At 68.1% G+C, this 23,279-nt stretch carries 21 protein-coding genes; 6 read left to right on the top strand and 15 right to left on the bottom strand.

Annotated elements, in window-relative coordinates; genetic code table 11:
- Positions 1 to 59: 59 nt before the first annotated feature.
- Entirely contained in the window at positions 60 to 464 is a 405-nt protein-coding gene (arfB, locus tag BO1_RS20435) for an alternative ribosome rescue aminoacyl-tRNA hydrolase ArfB (RefSeq protein ID WP_028219147.1), read from the bottom strand.
- A gap of 268 nt (positions 465 to 732) precedes the next feature.
- Between arfB and BO1_RS20430 the strand changes: the two genes are divergently transcribed.
- On the top strand, positions 733 to 1,386 hold the full coding sequence (locus tag BO1_RS20430) for a VC0807 family protein (protein ID WP_028219146.1): 654 nt from the start codon (positions 733 to 735) through the stop codon (positions 1,384 to 1,386).
- A gap of 115 nt (positions 1,387 to 1,501) precedes the next feature.
- Positions 1,502 to 4,228, top strand: coding sequence for an FUSC family protein (locus BO1_RS20425; protein WP_028219145.1), 2,727 nt, complete (start codon positions 1,502 to 1,504; stop codon positions 4,226 to 4,228).
- Between the two features lie 71 nt (positions 4,229 to 4,299).
- On the opposite strand, the gene BO1_RS20420 is transcribed toward BO1_RS20425, so the two are convergent.
- Together BO1_RS20420 and BO1_RS20415 are read right to left on the bottom strand one after the other, a co-directional pair.
- Positions 4,300 to 4,503 (bottom strand): hypothetical protein, encoded by a 204-nt coding sequence (locus BO1_RS20420; RefSeq protein WP_028219144.1) that lies wholly within the window; start codon positions 4,501 to 4,503, stop codon positions 4,300 to 4,302.
- A 115-nt stretch (positions 4,504 to 4,618) separates the two neighbouring features.
- A complete protein-coding gene (locus BO1_RS20415) occupies positions 4,619 to 5,077 on the bottom strand; it encodes an Lrp/AsnC family transcriptional regulator (RefSeq protein WP_028219143.1) in 459 nt (152 codons plus the stop codon).
- Between the two features lie 131 nt (positions 5,078 to 5,208).
- Here BO1_RS20415 and BO1_RS20410 point away from each other — a divergent pair, with 131 nt between their 5' ends.
- Entirely contained in the window at positions 5,209 to 5,832 is a 624-nt protein-coding gene (locus tag BO1_RS20410; RefSeq protein WP_174490602.1) for a cysteine dioxygenase family protein, read from the top strand.
- Between the two features lie 88 nt (positions 5,833 to 5,920).
- Here BO1_RS20410 and BO1_RS51960 read toward each other — a convergent pair whose 3' ends face one another.
- The 4 genes from BO1_RS51960 to BO1_RS51950 form a co-directional block, all read right to left on the bottom strand.
- Positions 5,921 to 7,327: an MFS transporter gene (locus tag BO1_RS51960; RefSeq protein WP_052409530.1), complete on the bottom strand. Its 1,407-nt coding sequence runs from the start codon at positions 7,325 to 7,327 to the stop codon at positions 5,921 to 5,923.
- Between the two features lie 68 nt (positions 7,328 to 7,395).
- Positions 7,396 to 8,493, bottom strand: coding sequence for an NAD(P)H-dependent flavin oxidoreductase (locus BO1_RS20400; protein ID WP_028219141.1), 1,098 nt, complete (start codon positions 8,491 to 8,493; stop codon positions 7,396 to 7,398).
- Between the two features lie 57 nt (positions 8,494 to 8,550).
- A complete protein-coding gene (locus BO1_RS51955; RefSeq protein ID WP_043285567.1) occupies positions 8,551 to 9,741 on the bottom strand; it encodes an acyl-CoA dehydrogenase family protein in 1,191 nt (396 codons plus the stop codon).
- A 63-nt stretch (positions 9,742 to 9,804) separates the two neighbouring features.
- Positions 9,805 to 10,659, bottom strand: a complete 855-nt coding sequence (locus BO1_RS51950) for an IclR family transcriptional regulator (protein WP_043285606.1) — start codon at positions 10,657 to 10,659, stop codon at positions 9,805 to 9,807.
- 300 nt (positions 10,660 to 10,959) lie between these two features.
- Between BO1_RS51950 and BO1_RS20385 the strand changes: the two genes are divergently transcribed.
- Positions 10,960 to 12,174: a CaiB/BaiF CoA transferase family protein gene (locus BO1_RS20385; RefSeq protein WP_028219140.1), complete on the top strand. Its 1,215-nt coding sequence runs from the start codon at positions 10,960 to 10,962 to the stop codon at positions 12,172 to 12,174.
- A 94-nt stretch (positions 12,175 to 12,268) separates the two neighbouring features.
- On the opposite strand, the gene BO1_RS20380 is transcribed toward BO1_RS20385, so the two are convergent.
- The 7 genes from BO1_RS20380 to BO1_RS20350 form a co-directional block, all read right to left on the bottom strand.
- Positions 12,269 to 13,516 carry an acyl-CoA dehydrogenase family protein gene (locus BO1_RS20380; RefSeq protein WP_028219139.1) on the bottom strand — a complete coding sequence of 416 codons (1,248 nt, stop codon included), beginning with the start codon at positions 13,514 to 13,516 and terminating at the stop codon, positions 12,269 to 12,271.
- Positions 13,517 to 13,646: 130 nt separating this feature from the next.
- A complete protein-coding gene (locus BO1_RS20375) occupies positions 13,647 to 14,642 on the bottom strand; it encodes an acrylyl-CoA reductase family protein (protein ID WP_028219138.1) in 996 nt (331 codons plus the stop codon).
- 145 nt (positions 14,643 to 14,787) lie between these two features.
- On the bottom strand, positions 14,788 to 17,208 hold the full coding sequence (locus BO1_RS20370) for a mechanosensitive ion channel family protein (RefSeq protein ID WP_245643856.1): 2,421 nt from the start codon (positions 17,206 to 17,208) through the stop codon (positions 14,788 to 14,790).
- A gap of 360 nt (positions 17,209 to 17,568) precedes the next feature.
- A complete protein-coding gene (locus BO1_RS20365) occupies positions 17,569 to 18,213 on the bottom strand; it encodes an NAD(P)-dependent oxidoreductase (RefSeq protein ID WP_028219136.1) in 645 nt (214 codons plus the stop codon).
- Between the two features lie 120 nt (positions 18,214 to 18,333).
- Positions 18,334 to 18,801 carry an Rrf2 family transcriptional regulator gene (locus tag BO1_RS20360; RefSeq protein ID WP_028219135.1) on the bottom strand — a complete coding sequence of 156 codons (468 nt, stop codon included), beginning with the start codon at positions 18,799 to 18,801 and terminating at the stop codon, positions 18,334 to 18,336.
- Positions 18,802 to 18,895: 94 nt separating this feature from the next.
- Positions 18,896 to 19,405 carry a hypothetical protein gene (locus tag BO1_RS51945; RefSeq protein WP_245643853.1) on the bottom strand — a complete coding sequence of 170 codons (510 nt, stop codon included), beginning with the start codon at positions 19,403 to 19,405 and terminating at the stop codon, positions 18,896 to 18,898.
- A gap of 8 nt (positions 19,406 to 19,413) precedes the next feature.
- A complete protein-coding gene (locus BO1_RS20350) occupies positions 19,414 to 19,962 on the bottom strand; it encodes a GNAT family N-acetyltransferase (RefSeq protein ID WP_084688070.1) in 549 nt (182 codons plus the stop codon).
- Positions 19,963 to 20,025: 63 nt separating this feature from the next.
- Here BO1_RS20350 and BO1_RS20345 point away from each other — a divergent pair, with 63 nt between their 5' ends.
- Together BO1_RS20345 and BO1_RS20340 are read left to right on the top strand one after the other, a co-directional pair.
- Complete coding sequence (locus tag BO1_RS20345) at positions 20,026 to 20,607, top strand: DJ-1/PfpI family protein (protein ID WP_028219133.1); 582 nt, start codon at positions 20,026 to 20,028, stop codon at positions 20,605 to 20,607.
- Between the two features lie 183 nt (positions 20,608 to 20,790).
- Positions 20,791 to 21,114 carry a hypothetical protein gene (locus tag BO1_RS20340; protein ID WP_028219132.1) on the top strand — a complete coding sequence of 108 codons (324 nt, stop codon included), beginning with the start codon at positions 20,791 to 20,793 and terminating at the stop codon, positions 21,112 to 21,114.
- Between the two features lie 100 nt (positions 21,115 to 21,214).
- On the opposite strand, the gene BO1_RS51940 is transcribed toward BO1_RS20340, so the two are convergent.
- Positions 21,215 to 22,999 (bottom strand): sensor histidine kinase, encoded by a 1,785-nt coding sequence (locus tag BO1_RS51940; RefSeq protein WP_084688069.1) that lies wholly within the window; start codon positions 22,997 to 22,999, stop codon positions 21,215 to 21,217.
- Positions 23,000 to 23,279: the final 280 nt, after the last annotated feature.

The following is a 23,279-nucleotide window of genomic DNA, read 5'->3' as shown; positions in this document are numbered from 1 at the left end:
CGGTTCGTATAGCGGTTCGTGTGCGGTTCGGGACGTACGTCGCCGCGCCATCCGCCGCATCATTCGTGCACGCGGCGGCGCCCGGCTTTCACCTCGCTGTTACGGGCCTTGCTGTCGAGGCGCCGCAGCTTGGAAGCGCGCGTGGGACGCGTGGCCACGCGTGCCTTCCTCGTCACGCTCACACTGTCGATGAGCGCCTCCAGACGCGCGAGCGCGGCGGCGCGATTCTGCTCCTGCGTGCGGTATTCCTGAGACTTGATGATGACGACGCCCTCGTGCGAGACGCGCCGGTCGGCGAGCGCGAGCAAGCGCATCTTGAGCACCTCGGGCAGCGACGATGCGCGGATGTCGAAGCGCAGGTGGATCGCGCTCGACACCTTGTTGACGTTCTGACCGCCCGCGCCCTGAGCGCGAACGGCAACGAGTTCGACTTCGTGCAGCGGAACGGGCAAACGGGCAGTCATGGCGGGCGGGGACACAGCGGCAAAGCGGCCCGGCTGGGCCAAGCCTCGCAGTGTCGCATACGGCGGCCAGCGGCGCTCGGCATGCCGCGCAAGGCGAAGCAAGATGCGGCAAGACGCAGCGCCGCGCACCCTCATGGACACGCACCCCGCCACACGCGCTCGGGCACACGATATGCGTAGGCGCGTATCATCAGTCGCAAGAGGGTCAGTTGCGGATGGCCGGCCCGAAGCTTAACCATTTTTCATCCCTTTCTGGAGCGCATCGCCCATGAAGCTGCGTCCAGCATTCGTCGCCGAACTGGCGGTCAACCTGTTGCTGCCGTGGATCGCGTACCGGCTCGCCCAGCCCTACTGGGGCGAAGTCGGCGGCCTCATTGCCTCGGCCATCCCGCCGCTCGCCTGGAGCATCATCGAGCTCGTGCGCTTCCGGCGCATCGATGCGCTCTCGGCAATCATTCTGCTCGGCATCGTCCTCTCGCTCGCCGCCATGGCGTTCGGCGGCAGCATGCGCATGCTGCTGATGCGCGAATGCTTCGCTTCGGGCGCGATCGGCGCGGCGTTCCTGTTCTCGCTGCTGGCCAAACGCCCGCTCGTGTTCTACCTCACGCGCGCCACGGTTGCACGCGAAACGCGCGAGGGCGTCGCGCGGCTCGAACAGCTGTGGACCGAGAACCGCGGCTTCGTCGCGGCCATGCGCCTGCTCACCCTCGTCTGGGGCGCCGGGCTCATCGCCGACGGCGCCGTGCGCAGCTACCTCGCCGCCACCTGGCCCGTCGAGCGCTTTCTGATCGTCTCGCCGATCATTGGCTATAGCGCGCTCGGCGCGCTGCTCGCGTGGACCTTCTGGTATCGCACGCGCATGCGCCGCATCCAGGGCACGCGCGGCCTGCTCGGCGACGCCTCCACGCTGGGCGCAGACTGACGCCGCACACGCGCGACGCCGCAATACAGAGACGGGCAGATCGCGCCCGAAATCATTTAAACTCACCGCCACAGTCCGCGGCGCACCGTCCGCACCCGAACACCACCGGCAGTCGATGCGCTACTCCGTAGAAATCAGGAAATTCCTCTATAGCCAGTACTTCTACGGCGGCCTGCGCATCGCGGTCGGCATCTCGCTCCCGGCCATCCTGTGCCTGTTCGTCTTCGACAAGAGCGATCTCGGCTTCACGATCTCGACCGGCGCGCTCGGCGCGTGCGTGGTCGACATGCCGGGCCCGCTGAAGTACAAGCGCAACGAAATGCTCGCGTGCAGCGTGATCGGTTTTCTTTCCGCTTACGCAACGGGCCTCGCCACCTTCAGCCCGGTCGCGCTCTGGGCCGCCGTCGTGCCGCTCACCTTCGCGCTCTCGCTGATCGTCGTCTACGGCAACCGCTGGCCGCAGATCAGCTTCGCCACCCTGTTCATGATGGTGATGACGCTCGAAGACCATTTCACGCCGCACCAGGCGCTCGTCAATGCACTGTGGATCCTGCTGGGCGGGCTCTGGTACACGGGCTGGTCCACGCTCGTGAGCCGGCTGATGGTCGATCGCATCGAGCAGCAGGCGATCGCCGAAAGCGTGTTCGCGTGCGCCGACTATCTGCTCGCGCGCGCGCAGTTCTTCGACCTCGACAACGATCTCGACGAGTGCTACCGCAACCTCGTCGCGAAGCAGATCGCGGCGGTCGAGCGCCAGGACGCCGCGCGCGACATCGTCCTGCGCAATCTGCCCAAGCTCAAGCGCGGGCAGATCGATGCGCGCCGCGCGATGCACTTCAACCTGTTCATCAATACCGTCGACCTGCACGAGCTGTTCGTGGGTGCGCATACCGACTACCCGCTCGTGCGCAACACCTTCGGCGGCTCGGATTTGCTGGCGTTCTACCGCGACCTGATCCGCAAGGCCGCCGCCGATCTCGAGGACATCGGCCTCGCCGTGCTGCAAAACGAGGCGCCGCGCGCGAGCGTCAACGTGAAGGCCGAGCTGCGCGCGATCGAGTATGAGCTCGAGCTGCTCAAGAAGCGCGACCTGCCCACCAAGGACCCCGAGGCCTATGCGGCGATCTCGGCCTCGTTCCGGCGCATCTGGAGCGCGACGCGCCTGATCGACCGCATGCGCCGCGACCTCGCGAACGACGTGCCCACCACCGAGACGGAGCTGCGTATCGACGAGGCGCTCACGCGCTTCGTGACGAGCCGGCGCGTGCCCTTCCTGCAGATCTTCTCGAATCTCACGATGGCCTCGCCCAGCTTTCGCCACGCGCTGCGCGTGACGATTGCCGTGGCCGTGGGCTTCTGGCTCGGTCGCCTGTTGCCGCTCACGAACGCCTACTGGATCGTGATGACGAGCATCATCATTCTCAAGCCCGGCTACTCGCTCACGCGCCAGCGCAACGCGCAGCGTATCGTCGGCACGCTGATCGGCTGCGTGGCGAGCATCGCGCTGATCCTGCTCGTCAAACAGCCGCTCGTGCTGCTCGTCTCGATGTTCGCGGCGATGGTGATGAGCTACAGCCTGCTGCTCTTCAACTACACGGCGAGCGTGGTGTTCACCTCGGCCTATGTGCTGCTGATGTTCCATCTGCTCGCGCCTGGCAGCATGCGCATCATCGGCGAGCGCGCGATCGACACCGTCATCGGCTGCATGATCGCCATTGGCGCGAGCCATCTGTTCCCCTACTGGGAATACCGGCTGATGGGCAAGCTCGTGAACGACATGATCGCCGCGACGCGCAGCTATCTGGAGGCGAGCTGGTGGTGGAGCGGGCGCACGCGCAGCGCACAGCCGGCCTTTGCGGGGGCGATGCCCACCGAGGCGGCCGCGCGCGTGCCGGCGTTCGCGACGGCGTCGAGCGGCGCGCCGGTGGCGGAGCTAAGGGTTGCGGATGTGCCGGTTGCCGGTGCGCGCGTTGCGGACATGCCGGTTGCAAACTTGCCGGTCGTCGACATGCCAGTTGCAGACATGCCGGTTGCGGAGGCGCCGGTTGCGGACTCGGCGGTCACGGACACGCCGGTTGCGGACGTGCCGGTTGCGGACGTGCCGGTTGCGGACGTGCCGGTTGCGGACATACCGGTCACGGACTCGGTGGGCACCAACACGGCGCGCGAATTGGCGCGAGCCGCACAGGCAGCCGGCGAGCCAGCCACCGTCACGCTCGAAGCCGACACGCAGCCGTCGTCCGCGCCCGGCCAGTCTGCGGCATCGGCGGGCGGCACGAAGCCCTCCGCTCAGGCAACCGCACAGACGGGCTCCGCGCCGTCGACGTCAGCGGGTGCCGCCGTCCCCGCGCTCGCGCGTGACTTCCGCTACCGGCTCGCGCGCAAGAACGTGCACGTCGCCTTCGCCAATCTCGGCCAGGCGTTCCAGCGCATGATGCTCGAGCCGAAGTCGGCGCAGAAGTTCGTGCCCGAGCTCAACGACCTGCTCGTGCGCGGCCACGTGCTGGCCTCGCAGATCACGGCCACCGCGCCGCTCTTGCGCGACACGGCGAATGCCGCACCGGGCGTCAAGCTCGATGCGCTGGAACACGCGCTCTACTGCGTGCGCGAGAATCTCGTCGCCGCCGAAGCGGGCACGCCGGTACCCGACAATCAAACCGAGATCACGAGGCGCATGGTGCGCGAGCTCGACACGATGGTGGTGGAGACCGAACGCACGCTCGGCCCCGCCAGCGAATTCGCGCAGGACGTCAAGCTGCTCGCGCATCACTGCAAGCAGATGCTCACGGCGTCCTGGGTCCTGCGCAAGGACGCGAGCGTGATCCGGCTTCCCGAAGCATAAAGGTGCGGCGGCGGCAGCCCCGGTCGCCGCCGCATCGGGCCGCGCCGGCGCTCACCGCGCCGGGGCGCGCCTCACTGCGCGGCGCTTGCTGCGCTGGCCGCCGGCGACGCGACTGCGCTCGCAGCCGCACTCGTGGCCTGTGCGCCCATGGTCTCGTCGTACTCGTGCTTGCTGCGCAGCGCGTTGAAAAGCACGATGCCGATCACGATGAGGACCACCACCACGATCATCACGCCAACGCCAAAGGTGGGGTTCTTCTTGCGCGTATCGTTCATGTATCGTGCCCTGCCTCGGAGATGAAAAAAGAAACGGGCATTCTACGCCGCCACGCCTTGCAGACGGCTTGCGGGCAAATGCGATGCTCCGCCGTTGGCCGACGCCGCCAGGCGTTCAGACGCCGCGCACCGGCAGCGCCGTCGAATATTTGATCTGCTCCATCGCAAAGCTGGAGCTCACGTCGAAAAGCGCCACGGCGCGAATCAACTGCTTGTAGACGCGGTCGTAGTCGTCGATATCCGATACCACCACGCGCAGCAAATAGTCGGTCTCGCCGCTCATGCGATACGCCTCGACAATCTCCGGAATCTCCTGCACCGCGCGCGTGAAGGCCTGCGCCCACGCCTCGGTATGCTGGTTGGTGCGCACGGCGACGAACACCGTCGTGCCCACGCCGAGCTTCTTCGGATCGCACAGCGCCACCTGGGCCCGGATCACGCCGGTTTCCTTGAGCCGCTGCACGCGCTTCCAGCACGGCGTCTGCGAAAGATTCACGCGCTGCGCGAGTTCCGCCACCGGCATGGTCGCGTCCTGCTGCAACAGCTCAACCAGCTTTCTGTCGATGATATCCATTCCCGGCCTCCCCGTAGCTTAGAAATTTCTTCTATCTTACGCCGCGATGGGGAAAAAGAATGGAAACTCTTTCTAGGCGTCGGACGCTATAACTCTATCTGTAAGAAAGACGACAACAGATGAGGCCCGCGATGAACGCTCCCGAACTTTTCATGCTTGAGGCCGCGAGCGCCGTCAGCGCGGCCAGCGCCGCCGTCCAGCACGCCGCCGCCGTTGCGCGCCTGTGCGGCGCGCTCGACGCAGCATTCGACGCATGCCGCCGTCCGGGCGAAGCGGATACGCCCGCCGATCCTGCACGCCACGCCGCTTTTGCGAAAGGCGTGCGCGCCGCGCTGGCCCAGGCGCTGGCCGACCCTGACCTCGTCACGGCCGCGCAGCGCGAGGGCAGCGCAGAGAAGTATCGGCGCCACCTGATCGCGGCCGATCCGCATGGGCGCTATGCAATCGCCTCGCTGGTCTGGCAGCCGGGCCACGCGAGCCCGATCCACGCGCATCAAACGTGGTGCGGCTACGCGGTGCTCGAAGGCACGCTGACTGAAACGCTTTATCGCTGGGACGAGGCGCGCGGCGGCGCGGACACGGTGCGCTCACACCCGCGCGCGCCGGGCGCCATCTCCTTCGGTGCGAGCGGCCGCGCGAACATTCATCGGCTTTCCAACGACAGCGTCGCGAGTTGCGTTTCGCTGCACGTCTATGGCGTAGCGGGCGAGCAGATGGCCACCCACGTGAACGACATCTTGGCACTCGCGGTTTGACGAGTTCCACTCAAGACCGAAACCCTCAAAGCCCGCGCAGGCAGCCCGCTCTGGCGAACGGGCACGCCGGTACGCACGCCCGGCGTAGCTAGCGCTGACCCAAATCCATCGACGGCGCCACGGCGCGTTGCTGCTGGCTCTCCCCAACCAGCGGCTGCGTGCGCGTACGCCGTGCGGCGTCGAGGATCCGCTGGCGCGACTGCTCAGGGTTCAGCAGCACGAGCCCAAGCGCCCCGCTCACGAGCAGCAACGCGCCCACCACGAGAAAACCGTGCTCGTAGCCGAGCGCAGGGTTGCCGAGATTCGCCTGCACGATGCCGCCCATCAAGGCCGGCGCGATCAGCCCCGCAAGCGTGCCGATAGAGCTGTTGATGCCGAGCAGCGCCCCGCGCTGCCTGACCGTGACGATATCGCTGATCATCAGCGGTCCGAATGAAAACACCAGTTGACTCGCCGCGCCGCCAAGCGCGAGGCACGCGACCTTGAGCACCGGATCGAGGCCGCTCGAGATCGCGATGAACAGCGCGCCCCCCGCCATCGCGAAGCCGCCCACCAGCGCGCCGCGCGCGAGGCGCGAGCTGACGCCCTTGCGGATCAAACGCTGCGAGACCCATGCGAGCAGCAGCGTGACCGGGATGAACGAGCCGACGATGGTCGAGAAAAGCCAGCCTGTGACGATGGGCGTGTAGCCCAGGCCGAGCCGCAGATAGACGGGAAACCACGTAAACGCGAGCGATACGACTGCGTACTCGACGAAGTAAATGAACAGCACACCCATGAACGTGCGGTTGAGCAGCAGGTGGCGATAGGCGATCGTCTCGCCGGCGTTGTCTTGCGCCGCACCCGGAGCCTGATGGGCCGCATGGGCCGCATGGGCCGTATCAGCCGCATGACCCGCGCGAGCCGGCTCAGCGGCGCCCACCGGACCGTCGCGCCCGATCACCAGCCATAGCGCCGTCCACACCACGCCGACAATCCCGAGCGCGAAGAACGCCGTGTGCCAGTCGTAGCGCACGATGATGTACGAGAGGATCGGCCCGGCCAGCATCAGGCCTGCGCTCGCGCCCTGCTGCACGATGGTGTTCGGCACGTTGCGGTGCGCATTGTCGAACCATTTGAAGCAGGCGTGCTGCGCCAGCGGAAATGCGGGCCCCTCCCCGACGCCAAGCAGCACGCGCGACACGATCAGCACCGGCAGGGTCACGCTCGCCGTCACGAGCGGGAACTGCACGGCGCTCCAGATCACGGCGAGCAGCGCGAGCAGCCATTTGCTCTGCACGCGGTTGGCGACGAATCCAAAGCCAATGCCCGAAAGCGAGAACAGCAGGAAAAAGCTGCTGCCAACGAGCCCGAACTCGCGTGGGCTCAGGTTCAGGTCATGCATGATCGGCACGGCCGCGAGACCGAACACGGCCTTGTCGGCGAAATTGATCACCATGAACAGGAACAGCATGGCTACGATCAGCCACGCGCGGGTCGAACCTCTTGCACTCATTGTGTCGTCTCCGTGTCGCTTTGTTTTGGTCTGCTGACTTCTTTGATCGTGCATGCCGCGCCGTCACATCAAGCGGGCAGCATCGCCTCCAGCGCCCCAAGCGCGGCGTCGGCCTGCGCGACGAGCGTTGCCATCTGCGCGGCGACCGTGGTTGGCGCGTCGATCGCAAACACGCTCTGGCCCGCCGCCTCGTAGATCAGGTCCGCGCGGTCGTACTCGTGCATCGCGCTGAAGTCGGCGCCCGTGAGCGCCTGCTGCAGGGGCATCGGCAAAGGCGCGGGTGCGTCTTGTTCCTGCCATGCGTCGATCCACGCACTGCGCACGACGCGGCACGGCTTGCCGCTGTGGGCGCGCGTGATGAGCGTGTCTTCGCTGTGCGCATCGATCAGGCGGCTCAGCAACGCGGGCGGCGTATGGTTCTCGGCGGCCGCGAGCCAGAGCGTGCCAAGCCATGCGCCTTGCGCGCCCATCGCGAGCGACGCTGCAACTTGGGCGCCGGTGCCGATCCCGCCCGCGGCGAGCACGGGCCGCCCCGCCGCGGCGGCGACGATCTGCGGCACCAGCGAGAACGTGCCGATCGGCCCCGTGTGGCCGCCGGCATCGGCGCCTTGCGCGACCAGTGCATCGACGCCGAGCGCGAGCGCCTTGTGCGCATGGCGCGGCGAGCCCACGAGCGAGATCGTGTACTTGCCCGCTGCGCGCGCCCGGGCGATCAACTCGGGCCGTATGCCGATCGCGGTCGCAACCGCACGCGCGCCAGATGCGAGCACGGCTTCGATCTGGGCGTCGAATAGCGCCTCGCTGCGCACCTGGGTCGTGAAGAAGCCGGGCCGCGTGGGTGCGTCGAGGCCAAAGCGCGAACGCAGGCCCGCAACGAATTCGACGTGGGCATCGGGCAATTGCGCGCGCACGCTCACGATGTCGGCCTGCTTCGGCACGCCCGCGGGCAGCATGAGATCGATACCGTACGGCTTGCCGGCGAGCCGCCGCTCGACCTCGGCGATGAGGGGCGCGATGTCCTGCGGCATCTCGCGCGCGAGGCCCAGCACGCCGAAGCCGCCCGCTTCGGCCAGCGCGACGATCACGTCGGGCGAATGCGAGAAGCCGAAGATTGGATAGCGCACGCCGAGCTCGCGGCAGATAGCGGTGGGTCCCAGGCGGGCCATGAGGTGTCTCCGGAGTCCTTAACTATGGGTTGTGAACGGCGTGCGATGTGCACCCGCTCACTCGGCACTCTGATGCAACAGATGGTGGCGCGCGTCATGCAGGGGCGCACGCAGCGTGAGCTTCGCGATGTTGAGCTCATGAATCTGCGTCGTGCCTTCGTAGAGCCGGAACAGGCGCACGTCGCGATAGAGCCGCTCGACCGGGTTATCGGCGATAAAGCCTCCACCGCCGTAAACCTGCACCGCGCGATCAGCAACGCGCCCGCACATCTCGGAGGCAAACAGCTTGCACATCGAAGCCGTCATCGTCACGTCCTCGCCGCGATCGCGTGCACGCGCGGTCTCCAGCACCAGCGCGCGCGCCGCATGGATCTCCGTGTTGCTCTGCGCGATCATCTGCTGCACGAGCTGGAAATCGGCGATGGGCTTGCCGAACTGCTCGCGCGACTTCGCGCGGGCAAGCATCTCGTCGAGCAGGCGAATGGCCGGCCCCACGCACAAGCCGGACAGGTTGATGCGCTGCTTGTTGAGCGCCTTCATCGCGCTGCGAAAGCCGCGTCCGGGCTCGCCGCCAAGCAGCGCCGACGCATGCACGCGGCAGCCTTCCAGATGAATCTCGCCCACCGGCGAGCCGCGCTGCCCCATCATCCGGTACGCGGGCGAGGTCGTCAGACCGGGCGTCCCGCGCTCGATCAGGAAGGCCGAGATGCCGCTCGCGCCAGGGTCGTCGGGATCGGTGCGCGCAAATACCGTGAATAGATCGGCGATGGGCGCATTGGTGATGTAGCACTTGCTGCCGTCGAGCACGTAATAGTCGCCCTCGCGGCGCGCCGTGGTGGCGAGCGCGGTGGCGTCGGAGCCCGCGCCTGGCTCGGTCAGGCCGAAACAGCCCGTGATCTCGCCGCTCGCGAGCCGCGGCAGATAGCGGCGCTTCTGCTCCTCGGTGCCGTCCGCGATCAGCGCCTCCGACCCGATGCCCGTGTTGCCGCCAAAGCGCGCGCGGAACGTGGGCGCGGCCTGCGAGACCACCATGTTCACGCACGCCAGCTCCTCGGTCGTGAGGCCCGAACCGCCGTACGCTTCGGGAATGCTGTGGCCGAACAGACCCAGCTCGCGCATGCGCGCGACGATGGCTTCGGGCAGCACATCGGTGCGGTCGATCTCGGCTTCGAGCGGGATGCACTCGTCCTGCACGAAGCGGTAGAGCTGCGTCAGCAGGTGATTGAGCCGTGCGGCGTCGCGAATCATCGTGTCTCCTTGTTCATATGATTAGTGATACTGATGTTTTGTATGCGGTACGCCGAATGAGGCTTACCTGATGCCCGCCGCGCTTGCATCGGTCACCCCGCAGGCGCGCTCGATACGCAGTGCGGCTTCGAGCAGGAGCGGCGCGACCGTGCGCTCGAGCCAATCGTCGGCAAGACGGCGGCTCACCACGGTGCAGTTCAGCGCGATGCGCTCCTCGTCGGGCGGCTGGCGCACCGGCACGGCGATCGCGTGGATGTCGCGCAGCCAGTCGCCGCGGCTCAGGGTAAAGCCACGCTCGGCGAAGGCGGCGCGGTCGGCCTCCCAGATGTCCCGGTCGAGTGCGTAGCGCTCGGGGTCGCTCAAACGCAGCCGGTTGAGCACCGCCGCGCGCTCCTTCGCGCTCTCGGCGATCAGCAGCGCGCGCCCGATCGAGGTCGCGAGCAGCGGCCGCGTGCTGCCGATGTCGGGTTGTGCATTGTTGTCGCGGCCAGGGCGACAGGTATCCACATAGACCACATTGAGCCGGTCGCGCATGCCCAGATTCACGGTGCAGCGCGTCTCGCGCGCGAGTTTCTCCATATACGGACGCGCAATCTGGCGCACCTGCATGGCCGCGAGCATCGGGTAGCCGAGCGTGAGCACGCCCGCGCCCAGCCGGTAACGCTGATACTTCTCGCTGCGGTTCAGGTAGCCGAGCAAGGTCAGCGTGTAGGTGAGCCGCGAAATGGTGGCCTTGGGCAAGCCCGTGCGGTCGGCGAGTTCGCGGTTGCCGAGCATCGGCTCGGCGGGGGTGAACGCGCGCAGCACCTGCAGGCCGCGGGCGAGGTTGATCGCGAACTGGCGGTCGGTCGATTCGGCGTCGGGCGGCACGGGCAAGAGCGGCTCCCCCACGCGGTGCGCCGCCGCCGGCACCGGCATGGCGGCGTGCGCACGTGAGCGCGCATTCGCGGGCTTCTCGCCCTGTGCCGCCGGTGCGCCCGGACGCACGGCGCGGCTTGCGGTAGCGGTTGACGGCTCGGTTTGCATGGTGGCTTTGCGCTTGGCGGGCCGCTTTGCAGCGGGCCTTGAAGATGACGATCCCATAGTCGAGAAAGGCCTTTAGTTGGTCAAGAAAATCAGCATAGTGTTTCGCTCTGCGGTATGCCAGTTGAACTGGCGCGGCCCTCTCGCCTAGTGTGTCTGGAACTACGGATTCCCAAACGGACTTCAGGAGACACGATGGTCACGCAACCCTCGCCGCCGCGCGGCCCGCTAGCCGGCGTACGCATTCTCGATCTTTCGACCGTGGTCGCCGGCCCCTTCGGCGCAACGCTCTGCGCCGATCTCGGCGCCGAAGTCACGAAGATCGAGCTCCCCGACGGCAGCGACGCGCTGCGCAAGCTGCAGCCCGTCAAGGACGACATGGCCCTCTATTGGAAAGTGACGAACCGCGGCAAGCGCGGCATCACGCTCGACGTGCGCAAGGCCGCCGGGCGCACGCTGTTCCTGCGGCTCGTTCAGGACACCGACGTGCTCGTCGAGAACTTCCGCGCGGGCAAGCTGGAGGAATGGGGGCTCGACGTGGAGACGCTGCACGCGGCCAATCCGCGTCTCGTGGTGCTGCGCCTGACCGGCTTCGGCCAGACCGGGCCATACCGCCAGCGCGGCGGCTTCGCACGCATCTTCGAGGCGATGAGCGGTCTCACGCAGCTCACCGGCGAAGCCGACGGCACGCCGCTGCACATGAACTTTCCGCTCGGCGACACGGTGGCGGGCCTGTTCGCGGCATTCGCCATTGCCGCGGAATTGGTGCGCATGCGCTCGGACCCCGAGGCAAGCGGCGTAGAAATCGATCTTTCCGCGACCGAGGCGCTCTTTCGCATGCTCGAGCCACTTGCTGTCGAGCGCGAGCAGTTGGGGCTCGTGCGCGGCCACCATGGCAATCGTGCGACCTATACCGCGCCCTCGAACATGTACCGCAGCGCGGACGGCGTGGCGTTCTCGCTGGTGGCGTCAACGCAGCCGATCTTCCGGCGGCTGTGCGCGGCGCTCGAGCTCGGCGGCGTGCCCGACGATCCGCGCTTCGCCGACAACGTCAGCCGCGTCGCCCATGCAGCAGCGCTCGACGCGCTGCTGCAGGGCGCATTCGCCGCGCTGCCGTTCGAACTGCTCAGCGCCCGCCTCACCGAAGCGGGCGTGCCGCACACGAAGATCTACACCATCGACGACATCGCCGCCGATCCGCATTTCATCGCACGCGAGGCGATCATCCGGCTGCCCGATCCGGAGTTGGGCACGGTGCCCGCGCCGTGCATCGTGCCGCGCGTGAAGGGCCGCACGGTGCCGGCGCCGCGCAGCGGACCGGCGCTCGGCGAGCACAACGAGGAGGTGTATGGCGCACTGGGACTCGATGCGCAAACGCTCGCCCAGTTGCGCAGCGAGCAGGTGATTTAAGCGGCCAGGGCCTGTTCACGCTAACAACAGGGCCCAATCCCCTTCGCCGCGACACGCGCCGTCCTGACGCATGTCGCGGTGAAAGGCGCTTCGCTCAAAAGTCGGTCGTGAGCTTGCCCGCAGGCAGGCACGGGTGGCGCTCGAGCGACGCCTCGCCCGCGCGGCGCACGGCGTCGCGGCCGATCACCGTGCGATGCACCTCGCTCGAACCCTCGCCGATCTGGTTCAATTTCGCATCCCTGAAGAAGCGCTCGAGCGGGAACGCCTTCAGATACCCGCGCCCACCGGTCAGTTGCAGCGCATCCGTGCACACCTTCATGCCGAGATCGGTCGCGTGCATCTTGGCCATCGAGGCCTGCACGGCGGCGTCGGCGTCGCCGCGGTCGTAGCTGGCCGCCGCGGCGTCCACGAGCGCACGCGATGCCTCGATCTGCGTGATGGCGTCGGCGAGCATCCACTGCACGCCCTGATGCGCGCCGAGCGGCTTGCCGAATACGTCGCGCTCGCAGCAGTACGCGGCGGCAATCTCCACCGCGCCCATCGCGCGGCCCAGCGCCATCGACGCGTGGCCGAGGCGCGCCCGCACGAGCGCGTCCTGTGCGAGCGCGAAGCCCTCGCCTTCGGCGCCCAGGCGCCAGCGCGCGTCCACGGCCACACCCTCGAATGCGAGCTCCGCGATCGGCACGCCGAACCAGCCGAGCTTGTCGACGGCGGGACCGGCGGTGAGGCCCGGCGCGTCGCGCGGGATCAGCAGCGCGACAAAGGGGTCGTCGGGGCTGGCGCCTGCCGGCGCCTGCTCATCGCGGCAACGCGCGACCACGACGAACCAGTCGGCCACGTTCGCGCGCGTGATGAACTTCTTGCGCCCGCTCACGCGATAGCCCTCGCCCGCTCGCACGGCCACCGTCGCGAGATTGCGCACGTCCGATCCCGCCCCCGGCTCCGTGAGCGCGAAGGCCGCCTGCAGGCGGCCCTCGCACAGCGCGGGGAGCAACTGGTCTTGCACGGCCTCGGACGCGCCCGCGACGATCGCCCGGCACGACAGATCGGCACCCGTCACGAGCGAGGCCGCTGCGCTGCACACGCGGCCGAGTTCCTCGACGAGGCGGATGCGCAAGCGCTGACGCGCCTCGCTGCCGCCGAAGCGGCGCGGAAACGCGGTGGCGACGATGCGATGCTCGACGAGCAGGCGAAACGTCCCGGCGGCGAACGTGTCCTCGCGCGCGACGGCGTCGGCATCCGGTCCGATGCGCTCGCGGCAAAGACGCCGTGTCGTCTCGAGCAACCGAAGTTCGTCGGGCTCGAGGGCGTGCAGGAAGCGCTCGCTGAACAGGCGGGTCATAGGGTGTCTCCTTGGTTTTGAACGGCGGCGGGAAAGACAGTCGGCGTGTCACGACGGCGTGCCGCTGCGGCGTGCGCGAACACGCAGCCCAGGCACGGCCGGTCAGGCACGGCGGCTCAGTGAAAACTGCTCAGTGAAAGCCGATGATCGAACGCCCGCGCGTCTCGCCGCGCACCTGGCGCTCGCAGACCTCGAGGACGTCGTCCAGACGGATCACGCGGGCGATGGCGTCGAGCCCACGTGGACGCAGACCGCCCGCGATGCGGCCCCACACGGTCTCGCGCAGCGGCATCGGGCTATTCGCGTTGATGCCGATCAGTTGCACGCCGCGCAGGATGAACGGCAGCACGCTGCCGCCGAAGGCATGGCCGCCCGCATTGCCGAAGGCCGCAATGGGCGCGCCTTCAAGCATCGTGGAGGCGAGCCACGCGAGCGTCTCGCCGCCCACCGAGTCGAGCGCGCCGGCCCAGCGCGCATGACGCAACGGCTTGCCCGGCGCCTCCACGGCGCTGCGCGGCAGCACGCTCGCCGCGCCGAGGCTGCGCAGCCACGCCGCCGCATCGTCCTTGCCCGTGATCGCGACGACCTCATAGCCCGCGGCGGCCAGCATCGCGATGCCGAGGCTCGCGACGCCGCCCGTCGCCCCCGTCACGACCACGGGGCCCGCGCCGGGCGTGAGGCCGTTGTGCTCCATCCGGTGAATGGCGAGCGCAGCGGTGTAGCCCGCGACGCCTATCGCCGCCGCGTCGAAGAGCGCGAGCCCGGCCGGTATCGGCATGACCCAGTCCGCCGGCACGCATACGCGTTCGGCAAAGCCGCCGTCGTGCTCGACGCCAATGCCGAAGCCGTGCACCATCACCGCGTCGCCCGGGCGAAAGCGTGCGTCGGCGCTCGCCTCGACGATGCCGAACGCCTCGATGCCCGCGACGCAGGGCAAGCGCCGCATGATGGGCGCGCGCCCGGTGACGGCGAGTGCATCCTTGTAGTTGACGCCGCTGTGCACGGTGCGGATAGCGACACCGCCAGCGGCGACGGTATCGCGTTCGGCAGCAGCGATCTGCACGAGCGCGCCGCGTGCGCGCCCCTCCGACTCGGCCACCTGGATCGCGCGGATCGATGAAGTCACGCTGTCGCCTCCGGCAAGTGAATGTTTGCCGGTCATGTTCGCATAGGGGCGCGCGGCGCCGAACAGAATGGCTAACCTGTTTCGCTCTGCGAAATGTGCCTCGAATCCGCGCCGCACGGCGGCGCGCAGCGTGCGCGAAACGCGCTCAGCTCCGCCCGGCAGCGGGAATTTGCGGTGGCGCACCCTCGGGGCCCGCCGTGGGTGGCGGCGCCGGACGCGGTTCGTGCGAGGCGTCGCGCGTCACGCCGCGTGCCGCCGTATCCGCATGCGCGCTCACGCCATGAGCCGCCGCGGGATCGTGACCCGCGTGGCCCCCATGGTCCGGATGGTCCGCGTCTTGCGCGCGCGGCTCGTCGAAGCGCTCATCGTCCCCGCTGCGCGAGGACATATGCACCTGCATCTGCGGCACCGGTGTCTGGATACCGGCCTCGTCCATATGGCGCTTCAAACGTGCGTTGAACGCGCGCGCCACGCTCCACTGCTGCAGCGGCCGCGTCTTGATCTGCCCTTTCACGACCATCCAGTTCGGGTCGAAGCGGTCGAGTCCCCATACCTCCACGGGACCGAGGATCTCGCGCCGGTAACGGAAGTCGGCGATGAGCTCGGCGCCCGTCTCGCGAATGATGCGCGTGACCGTGTCGAGATCGACCGAAAACGGCACGCGCACCTCGAACACCGCGAACGCGAAATCGCGCGAGAGGTTCTTCACGATCTTGATCTGCGAGAACGGAATCGCGTGGATCGCGCCCTGCCCGTCGCGCAGGCGCACGGTGCGGATCGACAGATGCTCGACCGTGCCGGCATGGCCGTTGTCGAGATCGATCCAGTCGCCCACCGAAATCGTCTCCTCGATGATGATGAACAGCCCCGTGATGAGGTCGGTCACGAGCGACTGGGCGCCAAAGCCGATCGCGAGACCGATCACGCCCGCGCCGGCCAGCAGCGGCGTCACGTTGATGCCGAGATTCGCGGCGGTGACGATGCCCGCGATCGTGAGGATCGTCACGAGCAGCGCATTGCGCACGAGCGGCAGCATGGTGCGCGCGCGCGTGCTGGGCGCGCGGCCCTTCGTGCGCGGCCCGCTTGGATTGAGCGCTTCGAGGATCGCGGTGTCGAGCACGATCCACACGAGCCACGCGAGGAACACCGTCGCGAGGATCGCGAAGATCGCGTGCGCGATGCCGCGCGCGGCCACGCTCGCCTCGATGATCGCCGCGAGCGAAATGTCCCAGAGACGCGCGCACGACTCGAAGAACGCGAGCCACACGAACAGCACGAGCAGCGTGCCCACGAAGCGCAACAGGCGGCGCAGGTAGGGCGAGCGGCGCCGCACCCGCGCGGGGTTCGGCCGCGTGATGCGCATGATCACCGCCGAGAGGAAGAACGCGAGCACGAGCAACAGCGCCGTGACGACCGAGATCTGCAGCACGTTCTCGTTGCTGCTCAAGCCGCCCAGCGTCGCGACGATCGACGCGGCGGCCAGCAGCAGCATCGGCAACTGCCAGAGCGAGGCGAGCACATCGAAGATCTCGGTCAGCGCCTTGTGATCGTGGCGCAGCGTATAGCTGCGGTTGCGGATGAGATGCGCGACCGGGCGCCGGAATGCGATCGCGAACACGGCCGTGAGCACGGCGGCGGTCATGTTCGCGAAGGTCGAGACGAGCGCGGCCAGGCTCACGCCGAGCTGATGCGCGACTTCGTAATTGGTGGCGGCATCGCCGAGCGCGGCGAGCACGCCGATCGCGAAGAGCAGACGGCGCGAGTCGCGGATCAGCACATGCACGGCGGCACGCCGGTGCCCCGCCCCGAACAGCGAGAACATGATCAGGCAGATCGCCGAGAACACCGCGCCCGCGACCATCGCATAAGCGATGACGAGGCCCACCGTGCGCCCGAGCGCCTGGGACATCGAACGCTCGACCACGAGCGCGCCGACGAAGGCGACGATCCATGGCGCCACGCGGTGCAACGCGAAGAACACCAGTTCGAGCGTGGTGGGATTGGGCCGCAGACCCGTCGCCATCGACAGGCGCCGCAGGAGCCGCCGTTCGAGCCAGCGCAGCACGGCGGCGCACGCGCCCCAGCCCACCAGCATCGCGACCATGTCGAAGACGATGCGTCCCGGGCTCTCGCCCTCGCCGCCCGACGCGAGCGCATAGAGCTCCACGCCCGCCGCGCTGAAGCGGCCGGCCCAGTAGTGCAGCGGGCTGCGTCCACGGCGGGCGTCCGACTCGACCGACGCGAGTCCCGATGCGATGGCGCCGAGCAGGCCCGAAGTGGCCGTGGCGACGGCGCCCGAGGCCGGCGCGGGCGCGACGCTCTGCGAGGCGTTGCGCAGCTTCTTGAGCTGGGAGACGAGCGCATTGCGCTGGCGATCGTTGTCGAGCGTGGCGATCACGCTGTCGAGCGAACGCGTGAACTCGGCCTGGCTCGCTGGCGAGGGGGCGGAAGCCGCCTGCGCCGCGGAGGCGCCCGAGGCCGACGCGGGCGCGCCCGTGATGAGGCTTTTCAGCGCGGGCAGCACGGGGCTGGCCGCTGGGCCAGCGGCCAGCGCCTTCACAGGCATGCAGGCGGTGAGGCAAAGTGTGAGCCACACGCATAGCGCACAGGCGTGACGCAAAAGCCAATGCCTGCGGTGCGTCGTGCCAGCGACGCGTGGATATGGTCCGCAATCCCTTGCGGGTGACGCAAGCGATGCGGCAGGTTGCGCCCCCGCATCGTCCCGTCCGGAGCGTGAAATCATGACGAAGGGGCTCAATCAGGACGCTTCAGTGTAGCCGCAGTCGGCATGCGCACGCGTCACGGGTGCGTAACAGAATGCAAGCGGCCGCCGGGAGCGCCCCGGCCCGCGCCCTTCCACTCAATGCGGTAGAGCAAGCGCGCCGTAGAGCCGCCGATTGCCCTGCCGATCTAGCCATTGCGCCCTTCAATACGCCACGGTCGCAATCTCGCGGATGAAGCGCCCTTGCTCCAGTTCGTCGACGAACGCAACGGCGTAGTCCTCGGCGGAGATACGGCTTTCGCCATTGGCGTCGGCGATCAACGTGTTTGCACCCGTACGGAACGTACCGGTGCGCTCGCCCGGCGCGATCAGCGCGGCCGGCGCGAAGAAGGTCCAGTCCAGATCCGTCACCTTGCGGTATTCGTTGAACGCGATGCGATGCGCCAGCGCGATCGGCTTATAGGCGTCGGGGAAGCCCGCGGTATCGACAAGCTGCACGCCCGGCGCGACTTCGAGCGAGCCCGCGCCGCCCACCACCACGAGGCGCTTGAGGCCCGCGGCCCGCGTGCCTTCGATGAGCGCATCGGTTGCCTTCTGGAGGTCGTCGAGCTGGTTCGCGGGCGGCGCATAGGCGCTCGCCACCACGTCGTGGCCCCGCACCGCCGCCGCCACGTTCGCGGCGTCGAGCAGATCGGCCTTCGCGGCGTGGACGTTCGGCGCCGCCGCGACGCGCTCGGGCTGGCGCACCAGCGCGCTCACCTGATGGCCGCGCCGTGCCGCTTCCGCGGCAATGCGCGAGCCGATCATGCCGGTTGCACCAAACAAGGCGATCTTCAGTGACTTGCTCATTTCCAGACTCCTGTACGAAATATTTATGTAACTACACTAGTTACAGTTAAAGACCCAAAAAAACGGGGCAACGCCCCGTCACGATATGCGTCTGCACCTGGCGTGCAGACTTTGTAGCGCTCACGCCCGTCGCGGCGCCTTCGCCACACGCGCGCGTTCGAGCTTGCGTTCGTTGCGCTGCATGTCCTCGACGACGTCGGCGAGCGTACGCGTGGCGAGCGACGCCTCCATGGCGCGCTGCGCATCGCTGATGATGCCGCGCAGCGTCTCCTGGATGTGCCGCCCCACCATGCAGTCCGGATTGGGCTCTTCGCGATGCATGGCAAAGAGCTGTGCGTCGTCCACCGCACGGTAGATGTCCAGCAGCGCGATCGTGCGCGGCTCGCGCGCCAGCAGCGCCCCGCCGCCCGCGCCAAGCTGCGACGCAGTGAGCCCCGCATTGGCGAGCATCGTCAGGAGCCGCCGGATCAGCGCGGGATTCGTGTTCACGCTGCCCGCGATGATCTCCGAGGACAGCGGCACGCCCTCCTGCAACGCCAGTAGCGCAAGCACATGGACCGCAAACGCAAAACGGCTACTCGTATTCACAACACACCGGCCGCGGGAATCACGGCGAGATAAAGTGTAACCATCATAATTACATTAATTCCGCCCGTCAACCCATGAGTCTTCGCAGCGCCGCTCATTGGCTGCCGTCCGAAGCCGGGCCGGGCGCTGCAGCGCTGCTGCTCGAGGCCCAGCGCTGCAGCGAACTGCCCGCCATCGACAGACCCGTGCCGGTGGCCGCCGCCGCGTTGCCGAGCATCGCGTGGGCCGCGCTCGCCGCCGCTTGCCACTGCCCGCGCGCCTGCGAGGCGAGCGCGTCGGCCGAGGCGCTCGCGCCCTCTGCAATCGATGCGCTGGCGCCCTCGCCTTGCGACTGAGGCTGCACCTGCGCTTGCGTCTGTGAAGCGGCCTGATCGAGCTTGCGCTGCGCAGCGTCGAGCTGCTGGTTCACGTAGCTCGCGGCCTTGTCCAGCGTCTGCGCCGCCTGCGCAGCGGCCTGGCTCGCAGCGAGCTGAGCAGCCTGCTGCGCGGCATCGGCTGACTTCTTGCTCAGATCGGACACCGTCGCATTCTGCTTGTCGCAGCCGGCGGCGAGCGCCACGCACAGCAGAACCGGCACGATGCCCAACCATTTTGAAACCTTCAAAGACATAGTCATCCTGAAAAAGATGCCGCATCGAGCGGCTTGCAAAGATGAAAGCGCGGCAATGATACGCTGCCGCGCCGCACGATCTCTTCTGCGACCAGCGAAAAGCCCGCGCGCTCGAACACGGGGCGCGCCAGCGCACTGGCGTCGGTGTCGAGCGTGCTTGCGCCCGCTTCGCGCGCGAGCACCTCGAAGCGCGCGATGAGCGCGGACGCGAGACCCCGCCGCGTCCAGGCCGGCGCGACGTAGAGCATCTCCACGTGATCGCAGGGCAAGAGTTGCCCGAACGCGACCGGCTGGCCCGCGTGCCAGGCAACGAGCGTCACGCCACGCGCGAGACGGGCGTCGAACGCATCGAGGTCGTCGGCCGCCGAGGCCCAGGCCGCGCGCTGCGCGGCGTCATAGTGGGGCGCCGCGAGCGTCAGGATGGCGTCGCGAAACAGCGCCGCGAGCGGCGCCGCGTCTTGCTGCGCCACGTACGCGCGCCAGAGCACGGCGTCATGCGCGCGCTGGGTGTGCGGATCGGCCGTGCCGGCCTTCGTCAAATCGTCAAGCATGCTGGAGTAGACTGCGTGGGCACCCGTTGCGTTCCACCGTCCCACCACCACAGGAGCCAGGCGATGGCAGTCAAGAAGATCCTCTTCCTCACGGGCGATTTTGCCGAAGACTATGAAACGATGGTGCCATTTCAGGCGCTGCAGGCCGTAGGCCACAAGGTCGATGCCGTCTGCCCCGGCAAGAAGGCCGGCGAGCGCGTGAAGACCGCGATCCACGACTTCGAGGGCGACCAGACCTATACCGAAAAACCGGGCCATCAGTTCGCGCTGAACGCGAGCTTCGACGAGATCGATCCCAGCGATTACGACGCGCTCGCCATTGCGGGCGGCCGCGCGCCCGAGTACCTGCGCCTGAACCCGAAGGTGATCGAGCTCGTGCAGCACTTCGCGCACGCGAACAAGCCGGTCGCCGCGATCTGCCACGCGGCACAGTTGCTCGCCGCCGCCGAGGTCATCCGCGGCAAGCGCATTTCGGCCTACCCGGCATGCGCGCCCGAAGTCCGGCTCGCAGGCGGCGAATATGCCGATATCGCCATCGACAGCGCCGTGACCGATGCGCCCTTTGTCACCGCGCCGGCCTGGCCTGCGCATCCGGAATGGCTGCGGCAATTCCTCGCACTGCTCGGCACCCGCATCGAGCCCTGAAGCCTCTGCCACGCGCCGCCGCCGTGCGCGGACGGCGTGCCTCATCCGCCAGCATCGCCCCTCGGGCCATGCTGGCCGGGTCTGACAATCTTTAACCCAATTGCGCGAAGATTAAGACCACTCCGATGTCAGCCCCTCCCCGTCCTTCCGACAATATCGTTTTGATTGCAGGAATGTGCGGCGATGGATCTGACGGATTGGATTGTTCTACTCGCAATTGCCTTGATGGCAATCGCGTTCTTTTGCAAGCGCACGGGCCGGCGCGCGACCACGGCCGAACGTGCGCGCCATGCACGCGGCACGCGCATGCTGATTCAGGCCGCCATCGCGCTATGGAGCGCCCTGTTCATGCTCGAGCGCACCCTCGTCTCGCCGGGCAGCTTGCCCATCGGGCATCTGAATCCTCACGCGGCGCTGGCCGTCGTGCTCGCACTGGCCGTCGCGGGCTGCCTGTGGTCGATCCGCGGCCGCAGCCTGCTCAAGCCGCGACGCATTTTCGCCTGCTGATCCGGCTGGCGATTCAGGCGGTCAGCCGCGTGCCGGTCGAACCCGAACCGGCTTCTCGCGCGGCTTCCTGAATGGCCCGCTGCATGGCCTGCTGTCTGGTCTATCGACCCGCCCCTGGCCGGCCGGCATCCGGAGCACCGGCCACAGCCGCGCCGCCCGGCACGCCATTGCCGGCCGTATCCGTCGACAACGTCACGCCGCCACCCGCAGCGTCTTCGGCCGTGCCCTCGCCGTACCGCTCGCGCGAGCGCTCGTGCGCGGTCACGAGCGCCGCGGCCACGCCCGGCGCCGGCGGCACGACGGCCAGCGCGTCGGGCAGCGAAAGATAGAACGTCGTGCCCTCGCCTTCGACCGATTCCACCCAGATGCGCCCGCCATGCCGCTCGACCATGCGGCGCACCAGCGCGAGCCCGATGCCCTCGCCGGGCGCGACGTTGCCGTGCATGCGCTGGAACGCCTGAAAGAGGCGCGGCTGGGCCACCTCGGGAATGCCCAGACCGTTGTCGCGCACGTAGAAAATCTGCAGCGTCTCCACCCCAGGCGGCGCGCTCGCCGTGCCGATCTCGATGCGCCCCTCGCGCGAGGGATCGAGATAGTTCAGCGCATTGCCGATCAGATTCGCGAAAACCTGCTCGAGCGCTGTGGGGTCGCCCCACACCGGCGGCAGCTCGCGCACGCTCACCTGGGCGTTGCGCGCGCGCACCGATGCATGCATGGCGTCGACCACCCGCTGCACCAGCTCGCGCACGTTGACGCGCTGCCGCCGGTACTCCACACGCCCCACGCGCGCGAGCCGCAACAGCGCATCGATGATATGCGAGGCGCGCAGCACCGCCGTCTGCAGATAGCGCAGCGCCTCGCCGATGTCCTCGTTGATGATCCGTTCGATGCGCGCGCGCGCTTCGGGATGAAGCGGCGAGCGCTCCACGCGCTCGCGCAAGTCGTCGCAGGCGTGGTTGAGCTCGCGCGAAAAGCCCTGGAGGTTCACGAGCGGCGCGCGCAAATCGTGCGACACGCTGTGAATGAACATCTCGTTTTCCTGGGTCTGCTGGCGCAGATTCTCGTTGATGCGCGCGAGCTGCTCGGCGCGCCGCGCGAGGTCGGCCTGAAAGCCAAGCCGCAGCCGCTCCGCCTCGACTAGCCGCTGGCTGATCTGATGCAGCGTGAGATCGAGCTCGGCGATCTCGTCGTTGCCGGTCGCAAGCGGCGCGAGCGGCTCGTTGCCCGCGAGCCGCCCCGCATTGTCGGAAAGCGCATCGAGCCGCCCGCGCACGCCGCGCGTGAAGAGCCAGACGGCCAGCGCCACCAGCATGATCGAGCCGATCACCGCGATCATCATGAGGGACTGCTGCTGGGCGCGGGCCTGCTCGGCGGCAGTCACGCGCATCACGTCGAGGCGCCGCTCCTCGGTCTGGAACGCGGTGACCTGGGTGCGCACTCGGTCGAGCGCATCGAAGTCCGTGGAGGCGCGAAAGCGCTCGACGAGGTCGGCGCGGCGCCCCGAGTGCAGCAGATCCTGAATGCGGTCCGACCACTGGCGATAGCTTTGCACCGCCTGGCGGATCTGCACGGCGCGCTCGACCTGCGACGGATTGTCGGCGACGAGCTCCGCGAGCCGGTCGATGCGGCGGTCGACATCCATCCACATCTCGACCGGCGTCGAAAACTGCGCATTGCCGGCGGCCACCGCGCCGCGCAGCTGCACCGACTCGACCAGCACCGGCTCGAGCACGCGGCCCGCCTGCGCGAGCACGGCCTGGCTGTGCTGGCCCAAAAACTCGGCGCTTTCCGCGTCGGCTTCGGCCTTCACGATAGCCGACAGCAGCGTCAATTCGAAGACGGCTGGGATCGCGATCAGCAGCAGCCCTTTGGTGGTGAGGCGCATTGAGTGGCGGTTCGGGGCGTCCGGACGACTGAGGAAATAGTTCGACCATTATGTCGGCGTTTGCGCCCCACGTGCGGCCTAAGTGCTGCATTCTCGAGCGCGGCATCCGCACCGCCCGCCCCAATATTTCGAATCGCCGACAAATCTCTGATCAAGAAAGGAAAATCGAATAACTCGCCCCGATCTGGCGCGCTATCTCACCAACTTGGCGCGCGAGCACTGCAATTGTGCCGCGCCTGCCTGCACCCACCGCGTGCGCACAGCTTTCGTGCGCGCAACC

The organism is Paraburkholderia oxyphila NBRC 105797, from assembly GCF_000685075.1.
GTDB lineage: Bacteria > Pseudomonadota > Gammaproteobacteria > Burkholderiales > Burkholderiaceae > Paraburkholderia > Paraburkholderia oxyphila.
The sequence above is the reverse complement of the archived record's forward strand: the minus strand, read 5'-3'. Positions and strand labels throughout refer to the sequence as shown.

Bases quoted from the DNA above. Each gene is read 5' to 3' on its own strand.
- arfB (WP_028219147.1), bottom strand. From the start codon at position 464: ATGACTGCCCGTTTGCCCGTTCCGCTGCACGAAGTCGAACTCGTTGCC.
- BO1_RS20430 (WP_028219146.1), top strand. From the start codon at position 733: ATGAAGCTGCGTCCAGCATTCGTCGCCGAACTGGCGGTCAACCTGTTG.
- BO1_RS20425 (WP_028219145.1), top strand. From the start codon at position 1,502: ATGCGCTACTCCGTAGAAATCAGGAAATTCCTCTATAGCCAGTACTTC.
- BO1_RS20420 (WP_028219144.1), bottom strand. From the start codon at position 4,503: ATGAACGATACGCGCAAGAAGAACCCCACCTTTGGCGTTGGCGTGATG.
- BO1_RS20415 (WP_028219143.1), bottom strand. From the start codon at position 5,077: ATGGATATCATCGACAGAAAGCTGGTTGAGCTGTTGCAGCAGGACGCG.
- BO1_RS20410 (WP_174490602.1), top strand. From the start codon at position 5,209: ATGAACGCTCCCGAACTTTTCATGCTTGAGGCCGCGAGCGCCGTCAGC.
- BO1_RS51960 (WP_052409530.1), bottom strand. From the start codon at position 7,327: ATGAGTGCAAGAGGTTCGACCCGCGCGTGGCTGATCGTAGCCATGCTG.
- BO1_RS20400 (WP_028219141.1), bottom strand. From the start codon at position 8,493: ATGGCCCGCCTGGGACCCACCGCTATCTGCCGCGAGCTCGGCGTGCGC.
- BO1_RS51955 (WP_043285567.1), bottom strand. From the start codon at position 9,741: ATGATTCGCGACGCCGCACGGCTCAATCACCTGCTGACGCAGCTCTAC.
- BO1_RS51950 (WP_043285606.1), bottom strand. From the start codon at position 10,659: ATGCCGGTGCCGGCGGCGGCGCACCGCGTGGGGGAGCCGCTCTTGCCC.
- BO1_RS20385 (WP_028219140.1), top strand. From the start codon at position 10,960: ATGGTCACGCAACCCTCGCCGCCGCGCGGCCCGCTAGCCGGCGTACGC.
- BO1_RS20380 (WP_028219139.1), bottom strand. From the start codon at position 13,516: ATGACCCGCCTGTTCAGCGAGCGCTTCCTGCACGCCCTCGAGCCCGAC.
- BO1_RS20370 (WP_245643856.1), bottom strand. From the start codon at position 17,208: ATGCCTGTGAAGGCGCTGGCCGCTGGCCCAGCGGCCAGCCCCGTGCTG.
- BO1_RS20365 (WP_028219136.1), bottom strand. From the start codon at position 18,213: ATGAGCAAGTCACTGAAGATCGCCTTGTTTGGTGCAACCGGCATGATC.
- BO1_RS20350 (WP_084688070.1), bottom strand. From the start codon at position 19,962: ATGCTTGACGATTTGACGAAGGCCGGCACGGCCGATCCGCACACCCAG.
- BO1_RS20345 (WP_028219133.1), top strand. From the start codon at position 20,026: ATGGCAGTCAAGAAGATCCTCTTCCTCACGGGCGATTTTGCCGAAGAC.
- BO1_RS20340 (WP_028219132.1), top strand. From the start codon at position 20,791: ATGGATCTGACGGATTGGATTGTTCTACTCGCAATTGCCTTGATGGCA.
- BO1_RS51940 (WP_084688069.1), bottom strand. From the start codon at position 22,999: ATGCGCCTCACCACCAAAGGGCTGCTGCTGATCGCGATCCCAGCCGTC.